At 36.5% G+C, this 20215-nt stretch carries 18 protein-coding genes and 1 tRNA gene; 10 read left to right on the plus strand and 9 right to left on the minus strand.

Translation table 11 applies throughout. The annotated features are described in order from the left end of the window. Positions 1 to 114: 114 nt before the first annotated feature. On the minus strand, positions 115 to 1062 hold the full coding sequence (gene lhpI / locus ABXH06_RS15930) for a bifunctional Delta(1)-pyrroline-2-carboxylate/Delta(1)-piperideine-2-carboxylate reductase (RefSeq protein ID WP_353518826.1): 948 nt from the start codon (positions 1060 to 1062) through the stop codon (positions 115 to 117). Positions 1063 to 1523: 461 nt separating this feature from the next. On the opposite strand from lhpI, the gene ABXH06_RS15935 reads away from it, so the two are divergent. Continuing rightward, a complete protein-coding gene (locus ABXH06_RS15935) occupies positions 1524 to 2984 on the plus strand; it encodes an MATE family efflux transporter (protein ID WP_353518827.1) in 1461 nt (486 codons plus the stop codon). 119 nt (positions 2985 to 3103) lie between these two features. Here ABXH06_RS15935 and ABXH06_RS15940 read toward each other — a convergent pair whose 3' ends face one another. The 6 genes from ABXH06_RS15940 to ABXH06_RS15965 all read right to left on the minus strand — a co-directional run bounded on the left by ABXH06_RS15940 (position 3104) and on the right by ABXH06_RS15965 (position 11275). Continuing rightward, on the minus strand, positions 3104 to 3322 hold the full coding sequence (locus ABXH06_RS15940) for an EF-hand domain-containing protein (protein WP_353518828.1): 219 nt from the start codon (positions 3320 to 3322) through the stop codon (positions 3104 to 3106). A gap of 435 nt (positions 3323 to 3757) precedes the next feature. Further along, positions 3758 to 5299 (minus strand): parallel beta-helix domain-containing protein, encoded by a 1542-nt coding sequence (locus tag ABXH06_RS15945; protein WP_311579989.1) that lies wholly within the window; start codon positions 5297 to 5299, stop codon positions 3758 to 3760. A gap of 1 nt (position 5300) precedes the next feature. Next, positions 5301 to 6548 carry a cytochrome-c peroxidase gene (locus ABXH06_RS15950; protein WP_353518829.1) on the minus strand — a complete coding sequence of 416 codons (1248 nt, stop codon included), beginning with the start codon at positions 6546 to 6548 and terminating at the stop codon, positions 5301 to 5303. 11 nt (positions 6549 to 6559) lie between these two features. Continuing rightward, positions 6560 to 7198: a c-type cytochrome gene (locus ABXH06_RS15955; protein WP_353518830.1), complete on the minus strand. Its 639-nt coding sequence runs from the start codon at positions 7196 to 7198 to the stop codon at positions 6560 to 6562. A 169-nt stretch (positions 7199 to 7367) separates the two neighbouring features. After that, on the minus strand, positions 7368 to 8420 hold the full coding sequence (locus tag ABXH06_RS15960) for an AraC family transcriptional regulator (RefSeq protein WP_353518831.1): 1053 nt from the start codon (positions 8418 to 8420) through the stop codon (positions 7368 to 7370). A 218-nt stretch (positions 8421 to 8638) separates the two neighbouring features. Further along, positions 8639 to 11275: a TonB-dependent receptor gene (locus ABXH06_RS15965; RefSeq protein ID WP_353518832.1), complete on the minus strand. Its 2637-nt coding sequence runs from the start codon at positions 11273 to 11275 to the stop codon at positions 8639 to 8641. A 369-nt stretch (positions 11276 to 11644) separates the two neighbouring features. Here ABXH06_RS15965 and ABXH06_RS15970 point away from each other — a divergent pair, with 369 nt between their 5' ends. From ABXH06_RS15970 to ABXH06_RS15980, 3 genes are all read left to right on the plus strand, one after another. Next, the gene (locus ABXH06_RS15970; protein WP_311579974.1) at positions 11645 to 13075 is read left to right on the plus strand and encodes a DNA-3-methyladenine glycosylase 2 family protein; all 1431 of its coding nucleotides are present in this window, start codon (positions 11645 to 11647) and stop codon (positions 13073 to 13075) included. 61 nt (positions 13076 to 13136) lie between these two features. Then, on the plus strand, positions 13137 to 13628 hold the full coding sequence (locus ABXH06_RS15975; RefSeq protein ID WP_311579970.1) for a methylated-DNA--[protein]-cysteine S-methyltransferase: 492 nt from the start codon (positions 13137 to 13139) through the stop codon (positions 13626 to 13628). A 57-nt stretch (positions 13629 to 13685) separates the two neighbouring features. Then, the gene (locus tag ABXH06_RS15980) at positions 13686 to 14027 is read left to right on the plus strand and encodes a hypothetical protein (RefSeq protein WP_353518833.1); all 342 of its coding nucleotides are present in this window, start codon (positions 13686 to 13688) and stop codon (positions 14025 to 14027) included. An 89-nt stretch (positions 14028 to 14116) separates the two neighbouring features. On the opposite strand, the gene trmB is transcribed toward ABXH06_RS15980, so the two are convergent. Next, positions 14117 to 14842, minus strand: a complete 726-nt coding sequence (trmB, locus tag ABXH06_RS15985) for a tRNA (guanosine(46)-N7)-methyltransferase TrmB (protein WP_311579963.1) — start codon at positions 14840 to 14842, stop codon at positions 14117 to 14119. Between the two features lie 209 nt (positions 14843 to 15051). Between trmB and ABXH06_RS15990 the strand changes: the two genes are divergently transcribed. Together ABXH06_RS15990 and ABXH06_RS15995 are read left to right on the plus strand one after the other, a co-directional pair. Then, positions 15052 to 17001: a methyl-accepting chemotaxis protein gene (locus ABXH06_RS15990; protein ID WP_353518834.1), complete on the plus strand. Its 1950-nt coding sequence runs from the start codon at positions 15052 to 15054 to the stop codon at positions 16999 to 17001. An 18-nt stretch (positions 17002 to 17019) separates the two neighbouring features. Then, positions 17020 to 17697: a nucleoside-binding protein gene (locus ABXH06_RS15995; protein WP_311579956.1), complete on the plus strand. Its 678-nt coding sequence runs from the start codon at positions 17020 to 17022 to the stop codon at positions 17695 to 17697. 104 nt (positions 17698 to 17801) lie between these two features. Here the strand turns inward: ABXH06_RS15995 and ABXH06_RS16000 are convergent, their stop codons facing one another. Beyond that, on the minus strand, positions 17802 to 18140 hold the full coding sequence (locus ABXH06_RS16000) for a YggL family protein (RefSeq protein WP_311579953.1): 339 nt from the start codon (positions 18138 to 18140) through the stop codon (positions 17802 to 17804). A 140-nt stretch (positions 18141 to 18280) separates the two neighbouring features. On the opposite strand from ABXH06_RS16000, the gene mutY reads away from it, so the two are divergent. From mutY to ABXH06_RS16020, 4 genes are all read left to right on the plus strand, one after another. After that, positions 18281 to 19366, plus strand: coding sequence for an A/G-specific adenine glycosylase (gene mutY, locus ABXH06_RS16005; RefSeq protein ID WP_353518835.1), 1086 nt, complete (start codon positions 18281 to 18283; stop codon positions 19364 to 19366). A 12-nt stretch (positions 19367 to 19378) separates the two neighbouring features. Then, positions 19379 to 19651: an oxidative damage protection protein gene (locus ABXH06_RS16010; RefSeq protein ID WP_311579947.1), complete on the plus strand. Its 273-nt coding sequence runs from the start codon at positions 19379 to 19381 to the stop codon at positions 19649 to 19651. Continuing rightward, positions 19651 to 19935 (plus strand): TMEM165/GDT1 family protein, encoded by a 285-nt coding sequence (locus ABXH06_RS16015; RefSeq protein ID WP_303453191.1) that lies wholly within the window; start codon positions 19651 to 19653, stop codon positions 19933 to 19935. Before ABXH06_RS16010 ends, ABXH06_RS16015 begins: the two co-directional genes overlap by 1 nt. Positions 19936 to 20111: 176 nt before the next feature. After that, positions 20112 to 20187 (plus strand) — tRNA-Phe (locus tag ABXH06_RS16020). Positions 20188 to 20215: the final 28 nt, after the last annotated feature.

Genomic DNA, 20215 nt, shown 5'->3' on the forward strand with positions numbered 1-20215 from the left:
TTCTCTTAATTAAAATAGTCAATCCCCCTAATGTCAATAAATTCTCTTAGGAATAACAATCTGTTAACAAAATAAGCTCGATAACGTAGCAAAATGTAACAATCTCATTCAAATTTATTTTTTTAAAACAAATTCACTCACTAATTTAGCCGCAGCAAGATCTTCCAAGGCATGCCCTACCGATTTGAATACAGTAATATCTTCATCAGTTCTGTTAAATTCAAAAGTTTTTCGACATAACGAAAATAAGTCGGCGTTGATATCAGCCTGAGTGATCACGTTTTCAGCAAGAGGGATTGCGATATCTCCGGTTTCTCGAACAGCACTTTCAATGTTATCAACAAACAGTTTAGAGCGGGTTAAACACGTATCATCCATTTCTCTCATATCTGGGCGATAAGCACCGACCATATCAAGATGTTGACCGGCTTGTAACCATCTGCCAAATATTAACGGCTTTGTACTTAACGTTGCACATGAAATGATGTCGGCGAGTTTTACATGCGGTTCTAATTCATCAACAGCTTTACAGCTAATATTTAAATGCTCAACTTGCTGACAAACCTGTTGTGCCTTTTTAATATCTCTTCCCCAAACATAAACTTGGCGAATGGGTCTCACACTGGCGTGGGCAGCAATTAATTGTGGTGCTAAAGTGCCAGTGCCGACAACAAGCAATGTTGAACTGTTTTCACGAGAGAGAAAACGAGCAGCTAAAGCTGACGCTGCTGCCGTTCTTTTCGCAGTAAGAGATGGTGCGTCCATCATCGCCTTCATCGAGCCAGTATTAACATCTAACAGAAGATAAGTTCCTTGAATTGAGGGAAGGTTCTTTTGACTATTTTCAGGAGCAACGGTTACTAATTTTATACCAGCAACATCTCCAGCTTGCCAAGCAGGCATCATTAACAATGTTGTTTCTCGACTTGCATTGGGGTTTTCCATATCAAAATGTAATCTTGGCGGCACTTCAATGCGCTCGGTAAAAGCAACTTGTAAAGCATTTACAAGTTTAGGAAACGTTAACGCTTGATGTACAACTTCGGCAGTAATTGACAACATGTAAACCTCTTAAATTTAAATAACACATTCCAAAAAACATTATTGCATACTGTATACAAAATTAAAATATTGGAAATCAAGTTTATTTTTAATGAGTCTGTTGACTTTTTAATTAAGCACTGACATCCTCGTAATTCTTATCAAATTCCATAGAGAGCGGGACAATGAACAATTTTATTTTATCAACAAATGTTATTGCTGACAGTGCCGTTTATGGGATCAAGTCTAACGTGTTTTCAACGTTGAATGAGTACTAATTCTTAGTTAGTTCACACTTTACCGTTAATAAAAATCAACATTTAATCACGTTAAATTTTGCTCATTTGCTCAATTCTTCTAAATGAGTAGATTAATAAACACCCCCTCCTTGCCAGCTTTAACAAGCTTATTCATTGCAGATTAAAATGAAATGAACTTGATTTGCACTAAAACTTATTTGGCCGTTCTAAAGGTTATTAATTTTGAAAACAGATAAAAAAACGATTCTCCACGAAGGAGAAACAAACGCTGAAGTAACTTTCGATAAGCTTCAACAAAAATTAAGCATAAGACAATTATTTAAACAATCACTAAAAGGCAACCATCAAGATTTAACCAAAGGTTCGATTGGCGTTGCCGCGTTTTTACTCGCGGTACCTATGGTATTAGAAATGTTAATGGAGTCAATTTTTGCTATTACTGATATCTTTTTCGTTTCTGGTTTAGGGGCACAAGCAGTCGCAGTTGTTGGATTAACGGAAGCGGTTTTAACGCTTTTATATGCGTTAGCAATTGGTTTAAGTATGGCGGTAACGGCTACTATTGCTCGTCGTTACGGTGAGAAAAACATTGAACAAGCAGATGTTGTAGCCGGTCAAACGTTATGGATAGGAATGGCGGTTGCCTTGATTGTCGGCTTTATAGGATTAAATTTTGCTGAAGACATTTTAAGGTTAATGGGCGGCAGTGAATCGTTAATTCAAGAAGGTAAAACCTATACCACCATCATGCTGTCTGGTTCAATTACCATTTTATACTTGTTCCTAATTAATGCCATTTTTAGGGGTGCAGGCGATGCATCTATCGCGATGCGCTCTTTATGGTTAGCCAATGGTATAAATATCGTGCTGGACCCTTTGCTTATTTACGGTGTTGGACCTTTTCCTGAAATGGGTTTAACCGGTGCTGCTGTAGCAACAACAATAGGACGAGGTGTCGGTGTTCTCTACCAACTCAGTTACTTATTTGGTATTTCAGGGCGTATTAAAATAACACTTACCCATTTACTTATACAAAGCGAAGTATGTTTAAAGCTTTTAAAAGTATCATTTTGGGGAATAATTCAATTTTTAATTGCCACCGCAAGTTGGATTGCCTTAGTGCGAATCGTTTCGACTTATGGCAGTGATGCTGTGGCTGGTTATACCATTGCGATCAGGGTGATTATGTTTGTGATTCTACCCGCATGGGGCTTAAGTAATGCCGTAGCAACTTTAGTTGGACAAAATCTAGGTGCAGATAAACCAGAAAGAGCAGAGCAATCTGTATGGCGCATCGCCAAGTATAATATTTACTTTTTACTGACTGTTGCCTTGATATTTATCACTATTCCAAACCAAATTATCGGTTTATTTACGAGTGATCAAAATGTGATTAAATATGGCGCAGATTGCTTAAGATATATAAGCTATGGCAATGGATTTTTCGCATTAGGGATGATTTTAGTGCAAGCTTTTAATGGCGCTGGAGATACCGTGACACCAACAAAAATAAATTTTATTTGTTATTGGTTGATTCAAATACCTGTGGCATACGGTTTAGCAAAATGGTTTGACTTAGGACCGATCGGTGTATTTCTAGCCATTACTATCGCTCAAAGTATTTTTGCACTTATTGGCTGGCTAAGCTTTAAAAAAGGTCAGTGGAAATTAAAAACGGTATAAAATCGACTAATCGATAACAAAAGCTGCCTTAAAGTTACGCACTTAAAGGCAGCTAATTTAATAAACCAGACCTACCGTTTAAGGTAGATTAACCAGCAAGCATTGGTTGAGATTGGTTATTAACCTGAAAAACTTGAAAATTCTTCCTTACTTAATTCTCCATCACCATTTGCATCTAACGTTTTAAATTGCTCTGCCAATGCTGAATCATTTTGTGCTTCCGATTCACTGATAACACCGTTACCGTCGACGTCATATTTTTCAAATTCAGCGCCTGCATAAGCGTTAATAGACACTAACATCACTACAACTGATAACATCATCGTTAAATTTTTCATCGTTTTCCTCTCATTAATTGTTGAAATAAACTCATTTAATTTCTTTAACACTTAAATAAGGCTCATAATTTCTTAGTCGCTCTTAGAGTTCAGTGTTTTCAATTGTTAGATATCAACTTTAATGCCAATTCATTAAAACAACCAATAATCAATAAGTTAAACATCACCAATAAAAAATATTTATAAAAGGACGAAGAAAAAGTTTATTAAGTGTTGCCAATCGGTAACACTTAATAACAAATCCAAACAAAACCTCCATATTTTCAATAAATTAAGTTGTTGCCTACTTGAGACAATTAAAACCCATTCAGCAAAAAGCCCAGTGGTAAACCGGGCTTTTCTTTTAAACCTTTCACTGAGCGTGAGGTTAAACAAAAAAGGAACATTAGGTTCCTTTTTGCTTCTCTCACTAGACTGAAAAATCGATAATTAAAATTATCGTTTTCTACTTAGCATATACTTAGCAGCCGCTAAACGCGTTTCTTCATCTAAGTAGTTTTGCGGCGGCATTTCAGGGTAGTCTTCACGTTTTTTAATAGGCTTAGCGATATAATCAGCTATACCTTGTGGGTTATCCATATACAAAGCTTGAATAATTTGCACTGGAGGACCTATCATTCTGCCGGTATAAGTATGGCAGCCTGCACAAATGCCGTTATATACCACTTTGCCACGTTCAGATGGATCAATAACACGTGGTGCAACAGGCTCTTCTAATAAGTAACTAACGATAGTGTCCGTATTAGTAAAGTCACACTCTGCCCATTTATTAACCCCCACCGAGATATATCGATGGCGATTAATAATACAGCTGTCTTTGGTTGCCCCCACTTGAAGAATATCTGGATGACCTTGTTTAAATTCAGTCAACATCAATGCTTTTGCTTCATCTATCGTGTCATAACCATTATTAAGCATTAAGTTATCTAAAATCATGACACGATCAGGGGCAGGATCCGACTCAGGATCTATCGTAACATTCGGCGCATTATTATGATCCGTAATTAATATGCCCGCCGTTTTATTATTGGTAATGATGTTACCTTCTACAACAACATCATCCGCCGCCATAATTAAAATACCTGTACCAGCAGGAATACCACCAACTGTAGAGCCTGGCGCCCCAAAGTTTTTGGTATTATTGTCGGTAATAAAGTTATTGCGAATAATGACATCATAAGTGGTTTTAATCGGTAAGCCTGGCGTGATAAACGCTAAAATACCACCGGTATTATTATGAACATAATTATCTTCAACAATGGCATGTCGTGAGTTTTCTATTTCAATTCCCGCAACACTGTCAAAAACATCATTATAAGCAACATGAATGTTATCACTCATGCCAACATAAATAGCGGCATCTTCAATACCTGAAATAATATTGTATTCAACTACACCATTTTTGCCTAGCTGTGGGAAAATTCCGTAAACACCCGTATCAACAATAATGTTATTACGAATTTCAAAATTATTCCCCGCCTGCCCCATTATGGCATTGCCTTTATAATTAGTGATCACTAAATTTTCGACGATGAAATTATTCCCCGAATATAAAATGGCATCATTTAGCTTTTTCTCACCATCTAAAGTCGCACGTTTACCTTGTTGGATAACCCCAATAATACTGATGTTATCTTTATCAATATAAACCGTTTCATGATAAGTACCCGGCATGACTTGAATGGTGTCACCCGGTTTAGCCTTTTGCACCGCATCCATAATTAATTCGCCATCATTGACGACATGCGTTTCTCCAACAATACTGCGGTCAGCGACCTCACTCTTATATTTTACACGCGTTGAATCAGTACTAGCAGCTGCATCGCTATCTCCGGCCTTATCGTAACCACCACCGTAGCTAGCACCACCAGAACTTTTTGTAATGACGGGCACTGGGTTCTGATTACTTCCAAAATACATCCCACCGGCGAAAGCCCCGATGACAAGTACTGCACCTATTATTTTTCCTGAACTCATATTATTCCCCACTTTGCATTGCTGTATTATTTTTCTTTTGATTCATTTGAACCTGTTGATTTGATGATAACGATTGATTGTGTTGAAGTTGAAATTTTTCATCTATTACTGGTAAGCCCGAAGGTACTTTAGTTGGCATTTGTGGTGTTAAGCTTTCATCCGTTAACGTACCTAAGAATTCAACGATTAAATCTAACTCATCATCGGTTAAATTTGGCTCTGAAATATGCCAATGTATTAGCATTTCTTCACCTTCTGGTATCGAATTTCCTCGCCCATCGTTATAAAACTTAACCGCATCACGTAAGTTATCGTATCGCCCCGAGTGCATATAAGGAGCTGATTTTGTAATATTTCTTAAGGTTGGTACTTTAAAAGCGCCTCGTAATTTAGGGGCGTTATAAGTTTTTTCAGCACCGATATCTAACTCTCTTCCTGCCGGCTCGGGAGCCCCTATTACAGCAATTTCATTATTGGTAAAAAGCGGAGGCTGATGACATTCTGCGCAACGAGCAACAAAGGACCTAAAGACATTTAAACCCGCAATTTCATTTTTCGTTAATGCTTGATGATAACCATGAGCATACTGATCATAACGGCTATTCAATGAAATCAGGGATGTTTGAAAAGCCGTTAAAGCAGTATAAACCTGAACTAATTCAACTGTTGGTTGTTGAGGAAATGCCTGTGCAAACATTGCTTGATAATCTTGATTATTTCTTAATGTACTCAGCAGTTGCTCTGGAGTGTTAGCCATTTCGAGGGGATCAAATAACGGCCCCATTGCTTGCTCTTCTAATGAATTCGCTCGTACATCCCAAAAGAATTTATCAACAAACGCGACATTCCATAATGTGGGGGCTGATCGTGCTACCTTTTTTCCGGTAATACCTATGCTTCTATCAAGATCATCACTGAAGCCTTTATCTGGCTGATGACAACTCGCACAAGAAATAGAACCATCTTTTGACAGTGCAGGATCAAAGAATAAATATCGTCCTAAATCGATTTGTGCAGGTGTAAAGCCATCTCGGTGTGCAGGCAAATTGGTACGAGTGCCACCTAAACCTTTATTTTGTACTGAACTATAAAACTGATATCGCGTTAATAAGCGACAAACACCTTGTTCTGTTAATTCAAAGCTTGGCGGACAATTTTCTGCTAAGACAAAATCACCTTGTTGCGCCGAACTATATGGCGAAATAATAAAACAAAATATTATGAGGAGATAAATAAAAAGTTTATTCATAATAAGTCTAGTTATTTTTGCTGCGCAATAAAATGTAAAATGTCTTCTAATTCTTGCCCTGAAGTTGTTTTTGCCATCATCGCCATTTGACGACCCAGCTTATCTTCAGCGTGAGTTCCTCGAATACCAGTGACAAAATTTTGCATTTGCCGACGTAGATAATCAACACTTTGTCCTGCTAGTTTTGGAGCTTTAAATGATGGGTTACCTTGCGCATTACCACTGTGACAAGCACCACATTTTGCTTGATAATATCGACTACCGTTTTTTAAATCCCCAGCAGTATCTTGAGACTGACTGACACTAGGTAAAGATTCGATATACTTTGATAATACAGGAACATCTTTCTCCTTATCTAACGACTGGCTAAAGGCAAGCATTTGTTTACCTAAGGTATCTTTTTCATGAGAGCCTCGTATACCTGAACTAAAATTGTTTAATTGTCTGGCAATATACTCGGCTGACTGCCCTGCAAGAACAGGTGCTTTTAATAACTCATTGCCTTGACCTTTATCGCCATGACACGTTGCACACTGTGTATACATTTGCACAGCGTCGTTGGCATTAGTATGTGCAGAATAAACAAACAACAAACCCGCGATAATTAATCCGGTTAATTTATAGTTAAAAGCAACATTAATTTTGAGCATAGATACACTTCATCAAGCTATAGATAGTTTCACTATAGTGTGAGCAAGTATAATTTGCTGACGAATTTTAAAAAAAAGCTGACGAATTATAAAAATTAACTAATCAATTTAGTTGATTTATAATTTTATTATTATATTTCAACAGATTACGACTTAACTTTATAAATCCTTAATCGGGTAAATTCTGCTTTCTAAATTCAGTTGGAGTCATTCCATGAGTGTTTTTAAAGGCTTTATTAAAAGAACTTAAGCTTCTAAAGCCACTTTCTAACGCTAACGTCAACACGGGTAAATGACTGAATGAAGGTGAAACTAAACTCTCTGTCACTTCTTTGATGCGATAATAATTTAAAAAATCATTAAAGTTACGATAATTTAATTCACCATTGATCAAGTTACGCAGTTTGTATTCATGTATCGCTAAATGTTTAGCTAAGCCAGAAATAGTCATTCCGTCTTGCTGATATAATTTGTCCTTCTCCATCGATTCAATAATTTTAGTTAATTCTAAAGAAGCTTTTTGTTCAGGTAGTGTTGACTTTATTTTGGTTGGATTATCGCCAACAGCTTCAAATAAACTTGATTCTCGTAATTGAAATAAAAAGAAGTTTACTCCAGTGACCAAAATAGCCAGTAATAAACTCGAAATAACTTCCAATGGTGGCCAATCAATTTTGAGTAATTGTTCCAGAATCATCACTAAAATAATGTATAAAGACGATACTGCAATGACACTTCCTCGGATATATCGCCTTTCTTGCACTAAATCACCACGCCAATGTTTGATAGATATAATTAACGCATGTGATATTAAAACTAATTCTAATAACAACGCACCATAGGTGATCAAACCATACAATCCTTCATGATCTTTTAGGGTGACAGAAAAAATCATTTGAATTAATGTTGCCGTTAACGGAACAACTAAAGTTAAGGAAGCGACAATATATTGCCACCGTTTCAAAACAATATGATCGCCAAAAACACTTAAACTGACTAGCCAGAACACTCCCGGTAATGCATTGCCACCGGTTCTACCTAACCACCAAAGAATTGACCCATTTTCTATCGGTGAAAATAACGCACTTAATAAATAACCTGAGCCACAAAGCATCAATAAAATATAAAGTGGAATTGAAGAATTTTGTTTTCGAAGTGGAAATAATAACAAAGCGCACATTAACATTTGTGCAAAAGCAATATGAGAGAAAAATTCAGCCATGAGAAAAATTGTGGTCGGATGTCAAAAACTTACACCATAATAAACACAAAAAATAAAAATTAATAGTCGCTTTATTTTATGATGATGGTTTAAAAATAATGATTGTTTTACTGTTCGAATTGTTTTTCGGATACAACGCTTTGCTGACAATATGCTAAACAAAAAAAAACCAACATCATTTAATGTTGGTTTTTTAGCTTAATCATTCAAGGCTTTTATTAAAATGAATATTTAATATCTATACCGGTTTCCATCCCTTTATTAACACTGGTATATCCTGTACCTAAGATATCTTTTGTACGACCACCTGGAAATCCAGTATAACGATTATCTAATAGGTTTTTACCCCATAAGCCAATTTCAATGGTTTCGTCATCATTAAGCCATGAGATACGTGCATTTAGTAGTTCTGTATCATCAAAATAATGGGGGATATCATTTACCCACTCGTCATTACCAATTTCTAGGCCTCGCGCATTTTCTCTAAAAACATAATCAACATGAACAACGGCATAACCCGTGCTAATATCTGGCTCCCAATCTAACATTAAGGTATATGACGTGTTTGAATCATTCGCTTCAGTGCCTTCTTCAATTAAAGTACCTGAATCGTTATAGAAAGCTTCGGTACTAGAATCAATTTGGCGTACTTCAGTCACAAAACCCGTTGATAATGTATCTGTCATTTGCCAATTCATTGAAAGTTCAAAGCCATCAATTGTCATATCTTGGTTTACGATGGTTGGCAATGCTTGGCTTTGTCCAGGAGGCTTAGAGTTAATACTGACTTGTCTATCATCTAAGACATTATGATAAAGTGAAAAGGTCGTGATAATATCTTCAAAAACTATCCCTTTATAACCAAATTCATAGTTAACAGACTCTTCTGGAGCAAAGGCAACATCTACAATTTCACCAGTATTTGGGTCGATAATAATTGAACCATCACTTTCACTATGTGGTGAATTAAGCGAATCAAATCCTCCCGCTTTATAACCAGTTGCAACCGAGGCAAAAATCATATGATCATCATTAATTATATAGCCAGTACCTAAACGACCTGTGGTTTTATTCCATGTTTTTGACTGCCACAATTGTTCACGAGCGGGGAATAAAATATTACTAACTCCAGGGCGAACTTGCGCAAATTGTGTTTCAGACACTTGCCATGAAAAATCTTTCTCATCTTCTGAGTAACGAAGGCCAAAAAATACGTTCCATTTATCTGACAATTGAAAATCAAAATCTGAATAAATCCCGTAACTAATAAACTCACCATTGTTAATGAAATTTTCAGACCACATTTGATTGGCATAGCTTGGGCCAAATATTTCAGCAATACCCATTTGTTGTGCCACAATATCGTATGTTGCATCACCGGTTAACGACACAATATCAGCTGTAAGAGGTGTGCCTGGTGGTACTACACCAATGTACGCAAGGTAATCCATAATATCGCCAGCAGCGCCCATAACATTTAATGTAGCCGCCCATTGCTCTGGATCCCACATATGTTCTAGTGGTAAACCATATTGACTCAATAAAAAGTCGACCGTTTCTTGTGGCACATCGTCAGGGTTAACACCAATTGCGCCCGCAAATTCTTGCCTAACACCTGCAGATAATTGATCATTTAACTGCCCAGAAACTAAACGTGCCGCCGTATCTGTGGTGGTATTAATAAATGTTGTTTGGTGCACTTCTTCTTGAGAGTAAGTAATACCACCTACGTAATTGAAATCTGCACTATTGTAATTTACTTGTAATTCGTTATAGAAAATATTTGAATCTTCATGGTTGTCTGTATCTAAATAACGAGACACTTCTGCGGTGCCGTCTTCATCAATGCGGTTACTAGTTTCCCATTCACGAAAACTAGAAATAAACATCATCGACCATTGATCATTAAACTCATGATTTAATTTAAACGTTGTTGCCGTCATATCACGACTTTCGCCACCGTTAACAACGTCATTAGCAAAAGTATTGGCAAATGGATCCGTTGGATTTTCAGCATAAGGACTTAAACCAATTGCAGCCCCAGGCGCTTGATCTAACTTGTCCCAATCATAAGACAATTGAACATTCGTTCGACTTGAAATATCCCATTTTACAGCAACTCTTGCCGCTTGATGTCCTTTCTCGCCACCATCACCAGAATTTTTACTGTTAAGTGGCGATTGAGCTACATTTTTAATGTAGCCATCTTGCTTATTTGATAAGCCATTCATACGCACATAAACACTATCGGAGATAGCAAAGTTAAACATCCCTTCAATGCGTTGCATACTATCAGAGCCGAACGTCCCTTTAATAAAACCGTAAGTATCATCTTCAGGGGCATTTGGGATCATATTTACCACTCCCATTGCGGCATTTTTACCAAAAAGCGTACCTTGAGGCCCTTTTAGCACTTCAACGCGTTGCATATCTGAAAATAAAACGTTTTGCGCAGCTCTTGGCATATAAACGCCATCAAAAAATGTCGCCGTTGAAGGATCTCCACCAACACTAATATTAGGGCTTGAAACGCCACGCATCGTTACACCAGCTTGGGTAACATCTCCACCACTAAAATCAAAACCCGGAATAAATTTATCAATATCATCAAGCATTACTGAGCCTGACTGCTTAATAGTCTCCTCTGAAACACTGTCAACAGTTACCGGTACTTTCATAATATTCTGCACACGCTTCTGTGCAGTTACTGTCATAACCTCAACTTCTTCTTCAGCGATTTCTTCAGCCGCATTAACTAAGAGTGGAGCAATAAGTAAAGATGAAATGATTGCTTGAGCCACTTTGCTTTTTTTGCGTGGCAAATGGGTAATTCTATTTTGGTAGCCTTGCGACATTTTGCTCTCCCCGAACGTTTTAAAATTTGATTATTTTTTATTCGTAATTTTTTTTTAATTATTGACTAACATAAAATACTATATTGATACATTCTAATTAAAGCTTACGAAAAGTTTAAAAACACTGACGAAATCTTGAAATTCACTAAGTTATTCTTAAAAATAGCGTATAAATATTTATTATCCAGATGATTTACTTTATCTTTTTGTTTTTATCTCTTTAAAAAAACACTAATTTATTTTTTAAGGGTTTTAATCTTTTTTTCAAAAAATCATTATTAAATTTGTTATTGATGTCTGATTTTCGCCAGTAAATTTATAAAACTCCGGTAAGGTAGATAACTATTAAAAGGCAAAAAAAGAAACCCAATGCAACGTTCACTTGATGTAAAAACCTGCGAGACCGCAAGACTCAGTAGAGATGCTAGATTTGATGGTAAATTTTTTACAGGAGTGATCACCACAGGTATATTTTGTCGACCTATTTGCCCTGCTCGGCCACCTAAGCCAGAAAATGTACAATACTATTTAAGTGCAGAACAAGCTCAACATGCTGGATTTACACCTTGCAAGCGCTGCTTTCCAGAACAGGCTGCGGTGAAGAATTTACCAATAAAATTAAAAAGAATTATTCAAAGTTTTGATTATAAGTCTGACAATTTAACGACTATTTCAGCAAAATTCGCTATTAGCACTAGGCAATTACAACGACTATTTCAACAGTATTATGGTCTTTCACCTAGCGAATATTTTCAACAACAGAGATTATTACTAGCCAGAAAATTAATTTCCACGACAAAATTAAGCTTAAGCGACATATGTTTTGCAAGTGGTTTTAATAGCGTCAGGCGTTTTAATGAAGCCATCAAAAAAGCGTATCAATGCTCACCTAAGTTATTACGAAAGAGTAAAAACATCATAAAAGACAATGAATGTTTAACCATAAATTTACCGTATCGTCCGCCATTTGATTGGTCAACCATGCTGACTTTTTTCCAAAATAGACAGATAAAGGGTTTAGAAAAAGTCACAAGTAATAGCTATCAACGTAGTATTTCAATTGATAAGTGCACTGGATGGTTAGTAATTACTCACCACCCTAAAAAACCAGCATTAACGATGAAAATAGTATTGTCGGATTACAGTTACTTAAGTAATGTTATCAATCGAATCAGGCGAATGTTTGATTTAGACGCCGATATGGACTTAATCCACCAGCAACTTTCTCAACATCCTTTATTGAAAAAAATAATAAATCAGCACCAAGGATTAAGATTACCCGGTTGCTGGGATATTTTTGAATTTTCAATTAGGGCGATTTTAGGTCAGCAAATTTCAGTAAAAGGAGCTACCACCCTAGCGAAACGTATTACTGAAAAGTATGGTCAACAATCTCCTGAGTTACCATCAGAAACGCGTTTAATTTTTCCATCTGTTGAAGCCTTGTTAGGCGTTGAATATGAAGGAATAGGGTTAACAAAAACTCGCATAGCCACATTACAGCGTTGGGTTGAATTTTTTGAGTTGCATCATGAAAAAATTGAAAATTATCCATCGCTTGAACGATTAGAAAAGCAGTTATGTGAAATTAAAGGAATAGGTCCTTGGACGGTAAATTATCTTGCGATGCGAGGTTTAAGTGATCCTGATGCATTTCCGAGTGCAGATCTTGGAGTAATTAAAGCGTTATCGAATAATGAGAAAAAAATCAGTAATAAAGAGATTTTACAACTGGCAGAGCAATGGCGACCTTGGCGTGCATATGCCTGCATATATTTATGGCACTCGCTTGCGCATTAAATCTCGCACACTACACGCGTAAAGCAACAATTAGTCAATGAATGATTATTTAAGGAAAACTATGTCTAGTGAAATTTATTACAATATTTACGCCTCGCCTTACGGTGATATTGCCTTAAGCGCGAATAAATGTGGTTTAACGGCGCTTGCTTTTCAATCAGGGGCCGCAGCACTTAAACTTCCTGATGATCACCCAACCAATGATTCATTATTTACCGAAGTACGCCAACAATTAGACGAGTATTTTTCAGGAGAAAGATCAAGCTTTGATGTTGCGCTTGCCCCTCAAGGCACACCATTTCAACAAAAAGTATGGCAAGCATTAACCACTATTAAACAAGGCGAAACTAAAAGCTATGCATGGCTTGCGGAAAAAATTAATAACAAAAAGGCCGTTCGCGCGGTTGGTACGGCAAACGGCGCTAATCCTATCGCGTTAATCATTCCTTGTCATCGAGTAATCGGTAGTAATGGCAAACTCACAGGCTATGCTGGTGGGTTAGCGTTAAAAGCTAAATTGTTGATGCATGAAAATGCGCAATTTAAAATTTAATATCCTTTATGGTGAATTTCTTTTAACATCACCGAAAAATTTATTTAAGGGGTTCTTTTGGAAATTCTGGTTATTTTAGCTGTTGGGCTACTGCTCTGGATGGCATGGCAATTATATCGGGCGAAACAATTTACGCAGTTTAAACAATTCATTGAAACTGAGCTAAAACCAAAAATTATCGAGTATTTAAAAAACGAGTTAATCGAAAACAGAAGTGAATTATTTCCAAACTCTGATTGCCATATTCAAGCGACTATTGATTATTGGTGCCGATATAAAGTGAGAATTTTACAATTTGCTTTAGCAAAAGAAATTATTACTAAGCAATGGTTGATAAAAACAGGAAATACGCGCAATAGTCAGCATTTATTTCATATAGAGCAATCATTCATCCATTAAAAAGGTGAATGGCATATGACATTCACCTCTTAAAGTCGATATTTTTTATAATCTACAGAAAAGTTTATTACTCAAGGTTATTTTGTAGGTTAGTCAATTCGCTGAAATTGTAAATCCCAAACACCATGTCCTAAACGCTGACCTCGGTTTTCGAACTTAGTTAATGGTCGTGAATCTGGACGAGGCACATAATCATTGTTTTCTGACAAGTTTTTATAACCTGCTGAAGCTTGCATATCTTCAAGCATACACTCAGCATAATTTTCCCAGTCTGTAGCCATATGAAACACCCCACCAATTTTTAACTTTTGGCGAATAGTTTCAACAAATTCAGGTGAAACAATACGACGTTTATGGTGTTTCTTTTTATGCCAAGGATCTGGAAAAAACAATTGCACTGTAGTGATTGAGGCATCAGGTATGCAATCCGCTAAAATCTCAATAGCATCGTGTTCATAAACTCTTAAGTTTTTAATGCCTTCTTCTTGAGCTAAAGCAATACAAGCACCCACGCCAGGTTTATGTACTTCAATGCCAATAAAGTTTAACTCTGGCGCGTTTTTCGCCATTTCAACTAAAGATTTCCCCATACCAAAACCAATTTCTAATACCACAGGATTTTCATTATTAAAGACTACACTAGGGTTAATAACCTTTTTATTATGATCTAATCCCATGGTATCCCAGTGTAATTCAAGAGCTCTGGCTTGTGCATTAGTTAAACGCCCTTCTCGTTTAACAAAACTACGTACTTTACGAATATATTTGCCTTCTTGTTCGGCTTGTTCGATAGTTTTATGGGTTCTTTCAGTCATAATTGTTTTCTACAGAATATTAAGGGCGCGTATTATCTAACGTTCACAAGATAAACTCAATTAGCACTACAACTTTTCTTTAAGTAATTCGATAAATCTTCAATCATAGTCAATACTACAAATTGATATATCTAAAGTTTATCGGTTTTTTAACGATAAAGTTAATGTATTAAAAAGAATAATAACCTAGCCATTGGAAAATCATCTATATGAATATTAGCAATTGGTTCACTAACCGCTCCATAAGACAAACCCTTATTGCCGTAATCACTACTTCGCTAATCACTTTATCGATATTTAGTTTAGCGCTAAATAATTTTATTTTTAGTAATGTATTTCAGCATAATATTGAACAAGATTTATTACCTAATCAATTGGCTAAAGTTGAATCTAGGATCAGAGAACAGCTAAGTACCCCGATTGAATTATCTAAAGGCATCGCACAGAATAAATTTTTATTAGATTGGGCTGTGGCGGGAGAGTCTGAAAATGGGCAAGGTCAACTCATTGATTATTTAGAGAATCTTAGAAAAGAAAACAACGCATTTACCGTCTATTGGGTGTCTAATATAAGCCAAAATTATTACACTCAAACAGGAATTTCACGACAAGTAACACCTCAAGATGATGCTTGGTTCTATCAATTTTTAAAAACCGATAAACCGTATGAAATTTCTTTTGATATTGAAAAAGGCACCACAAAGTTAACCGCATTTATTAATTATCGAGTGAGACATCAAGGAGAAGACATTGCCATCGCCGGTTTTGGTTACCCCGTAGATGAAATCAGTAAAAGTATTTTACGCAATAAAGTAGGTGAACAGGGCTATGTATTTGTTACCGATAATCAAGGTAACGTGCTTATACATCCGCAACTTACTTCTTTAAATAATCAAAAATTATCGCAACTAAATGGTTTTTCTCAAGTTTCTAATAAATTACTTAGCTCAAATTCTGGCTATGTTTATGACGATGTAACTTATAATGATGAAGACTTTTATGTTGCAAGTGTTGGTTTACCTGAGCTCAATTGGAAAATAGTTGCCATGCTCCCCAAAGCAGAGCCTTTATCAAAAATTCATTCTGCCTTAGCGCAAACCGCCCTATTAAATGCCGTTATAGTAGCCATTTTTATTTTCTTAATGGTCATTCTAGCCAACCGTATTACAAAACCTATTTTAAATATCGGTGAACGTTTACTTGCCATGGCAGGTAAAGGGGGGGATTTAACGCACACGCTTGAGGAAAAAGGTAACGATGAATTAGCGTTATTGGCAAAAGGTTTTAACGCTATTATCGGCAAAGTAAAAGAGATAATGGTTGAGATAAAACAGAATGAAAAAGTCATGTCTGCATCCTTTGATCAACTGAGTGCAATGGCAGCTAAAGTCAATTCTTTAGTGGCTGATCAACAAATAGAGTCAGATTCTGTGGCTACTGCTACCAATGAAATGAGTCATAGTATTCAAGAAGTTAGTGAACTTGCCACAAGTACCGCTTCGAAAACTGAAAAATCAGAAGAGCAAATCAATACATCTAATCATCGAGTTGATGACTCAAGTAATGTTATGCAACAGCTACAAGAAAGTAACCGCATAACACAAGAAAAAATTGTAAGTTTAGCCGAACAAACACAAATGATAAGTTCAGTTGTAGATACTATTAGTAGTATTTCAGAACAAACCAATTTACTTGCCCTAAATGCGGCTATTGAAGCAGCAAGAGCGGGTGAACAAGGCAGAGGCTTTGCGGTTGTTGCTGATGAGGTAAGAACACTTGCCGGAAGGACACAAAGCTCTACTCAAGAAATAAATGATGTGATAAAACGCTTGCAAACACAGGCAAATGAAACGGTTACCGCCATGGAAGAAAATACTGAACTTGCCAGTGAAGGGTTAAATAAAACCAACGAAGCTAAAGATGTACTCAGTGAAGTGGTTGGAGAAATTAATGAAATCACCACCATGAACGTACAAGTTGCTACAGCAACTCAAGAGCAATCGAGTGTGATCAATGAGCTTAATCAAAATGTCACTAAAATCGCTGACATGGCGGTTGAAATATCAAACTTATCGGACAATACTGCCGCAATCATGAATGAGCTTAACCAGCAAAAACAACAATTAGAAAATCTTGTATCACAGTTTAAAACTGAATAAGAAGGATAAAAAGCACTTATGAAATATTTAACTACCGCCTTAATATTGCTTACCTCAATTACGAGTTCAGCCGAAACACTGTGGAGCGATATTAGTGCGACTTTACTCAAAGGCGATAATTATCAATTAGGCGATAATAACCGGACTGTATTTACCTTTGAACATGCGGGCGGCTATAGTTGGGGAGACAGTTTTTTATTTATTGATCGTTTACAATCTGCAAATGGAGACAAAGAAACCTATGCTGAAGTTTCACCTAGGTTTCAGCTTTCCCAATATCAAAATGACCTATTTAAAAACATTTACTTTGCCACTACCGCTGAAATTGGTGATGGTTTCACCCATTATTTAATGGGAGTTGGCACAAACTTAAAGATACCTCATTTTACTTATTTTAATTTGAATCTATACCATAGAAATAACGATTCTGGCGATAATGGACAGCAAGTAACTGTTACTTGGCAAATACCTATTGCAGGATTAACTTACGATGGTTTTCTTGATTATGTACCGTCAAACGATGATAACACCACCAGCTATAACTTTACTTCACAATTAAAATACAATATTGCTGATGTCTTCAACATTAAAACCAAAGTTTATGTTGGGGTTGAGTATGTTTATTGGCACAACAAATACGGTATAAATAATATTGATGAGAAAAACATGAACTTACTGCTGAAATATCACTTTTAGTGATCATTTAAATTCACTGTTAAAAAGCATCAAATCAACGTTTAAAACAAAAGCTAAGTATTCATTTGCTTAGCTTTTGTCTTTTCTGAGCAAAACAGTGGTTACTATTGAGCCCACCAGACATCATATAGCTCACTTACAGAAACGGCAGTAGCACCATTGTCCTTTAACCACTTTTCGACGATATTTCTGTGTTCATCAGTACATTTGCCAATTTGTTGCGTGCAAATCAAACCATGCCAAATTAAATCACCTTCACCACCAAAACCTAGCTCGTTTGGATCAATCACTTCATCAAAAAAACGATTTAAAAAAGTATCAATCGCCTCTGAATCTGTATCGTCAGCAAACTTCCACGCAACATCAAAACCTAACTCTTGAAATTCATCTACGCGAAGTTTCTTTCTTAAACGTTGGCTTCTGTTTTTTGCTTCAAATTTCATAATTGCTCTCATAAATAAAGGGATTCATTAACTGGGCGAGAATATAGTGATAAAACGGCTAATTTGCCAATACTTTCTCAAATTATCATCTATTGATAATGATTGTTTCAATAAATGCTTTTCGCTAGACTGTCGCGACTATGACACAAATCACACAAATATCTGCTGCATCAGCAGAAAAATTCAGCCAGCAAATCCTTTCTTGGTACGATAAACAAGGAAGAAAGCATTTTCCATGGCAACAAAATAAAACGCCTTATCGGGTTTGGATATCCGAAATAATGTTACAACAAACACAAGTAACAACCGTTATTCCCTATTACCAACGATTTATGGCCAGCTTTCCTACTATTATTGATTTAGCCAATGCCGATGAAGACACGGTACTGCATCATTGGACAGGACTCGGATATTACGCACGCGCAAGAAACCTACATAAAACAGCAAAAATAATACGTGATAAATACCAAGGTGAATTTCCAGAGAACATTGAAGATGTGATTGCACTAGCCGGCATTGGTCGTTCAACTGCCGGTGCAATTTTAAGTTTAGCATTAAAAAAACATCACCCGATATTAGACGGTAATGTTAAACGGGTATTATCACGTTTTTACACTATTGATGGCTATAACGGCCAAAGTAAATTTGAAAAAGCCTTGTGGCCTATTGCGGAACAATTAACGCCGGTAAAAGGAGTAGAGAAATACAATCAAGCCATGATGGACATTGGTGCTACGGTTTGTACACGAACGAAACCTTTATGTGAGCAATGCCCAATCCAAAAAAATTGTTTTGCCTTTGCCGGGAATGTACAAGCGAATTATCCACAGAAAAAGCCAAAGAAGACCACGCCTGTTAAATCAACCATAATGGTAATTGCTCGCCTTGAGAATAAAGTTCTTATGGAAAAAAGACCCCCTGCAGGGATTTGGGGAGGTTTATGGTGTTTTTTTGAAGTCGATGATCTCAGCGAAATTGCCCCACTACTCGCGACCAAACAATTAACGATAAGCCAAACAACATTATTGGAAAGCTTTAGACATACCTTTAGTCACTTTCATTTAGATATTACCCCGGTACTTGTTGATTGCCAGCAATCATTATCGAAAGAAATACACGATGTTAAACAACAAAAGTGGTATGATCTAACCACTGAAGCATCGGTGGGATTAGCTGCTTCTACCAGTAAATTAATTGAACAAGTTCAGCAACAACCTATTTATTAAATGGAACAAAAAATGAGTCACACAGTATTTTGCCAAAAATTACAGAAAGAAGCCGAAGGTTTAAGATTTCAACTTTATCCTGGCGAGGTAGGCAAACGAATTTATGACAATATTTGTCAAGAAGCTTGGACCGACTGGCAAAAAAAACAAACCATGTTAATTAACGAACATAAAATGAACATGATGAACCCAGATGATCGCGCTATTTTAGAGAAAAGTATGGTCGATTATTTATTTAATAACATTGAACCAAATATTGAAGGCTACGTACCAGAGTCAAAATAATGGAGTTTTCAATCGATTGGCGAATATTTTTAACCATATTCGTCTCAGTGTTTATTGCTGAACTTGGCGATAAAACCCAGCTTGCAACTATGTTATTTGCGGCTGACAAAGCCGTGAGTAAATGGACCGTTTTTTTTGCTGCTTCCGCCGCTTTAGTACTTGCCAGTGCCATGGGTGTTTTAGTGGGTACTTTTCTATCCGAATATATTAACGAGAAAGTATTATCTTATATCGCAGGCGCTGGATTCATCGTCATAGGCCTGTACACTTTATATACGGCATAATTACGTTTGAGCTTTAATTCGATTTATAAAGCAACAAACAGTAGAAAAAAACGTCAAACAAGCGGTTTTTAAAAAAAAAGGGTTGACTGGGAAAAAGAAAAACAGTCTAATAGCGCCCGTCTTCAAGGCAAAGCCAAAAAGACATGTACAAAGATAGTATTTAGTATTATCAATGTGCCTCGATAGCTCAGTCGGTAGAGCAGAGGATTGAAAATCCTCGTGTCCCTGGTTCGATTCCGGGTCGAGGCACCATCATTTAGAACAAGTGTTCTGTTATTCA

It is taken from the genome of Thalassotalea sp. SU-HH00458 (assembly GCF_040362795.1).
Lineage (GTDB): Bacteria > Pseudomonadota > Gammaproteobacteria > Enterobacterales > Alteromonadaceae > Thalassotalea_H > Thalassotalea_H castellviae.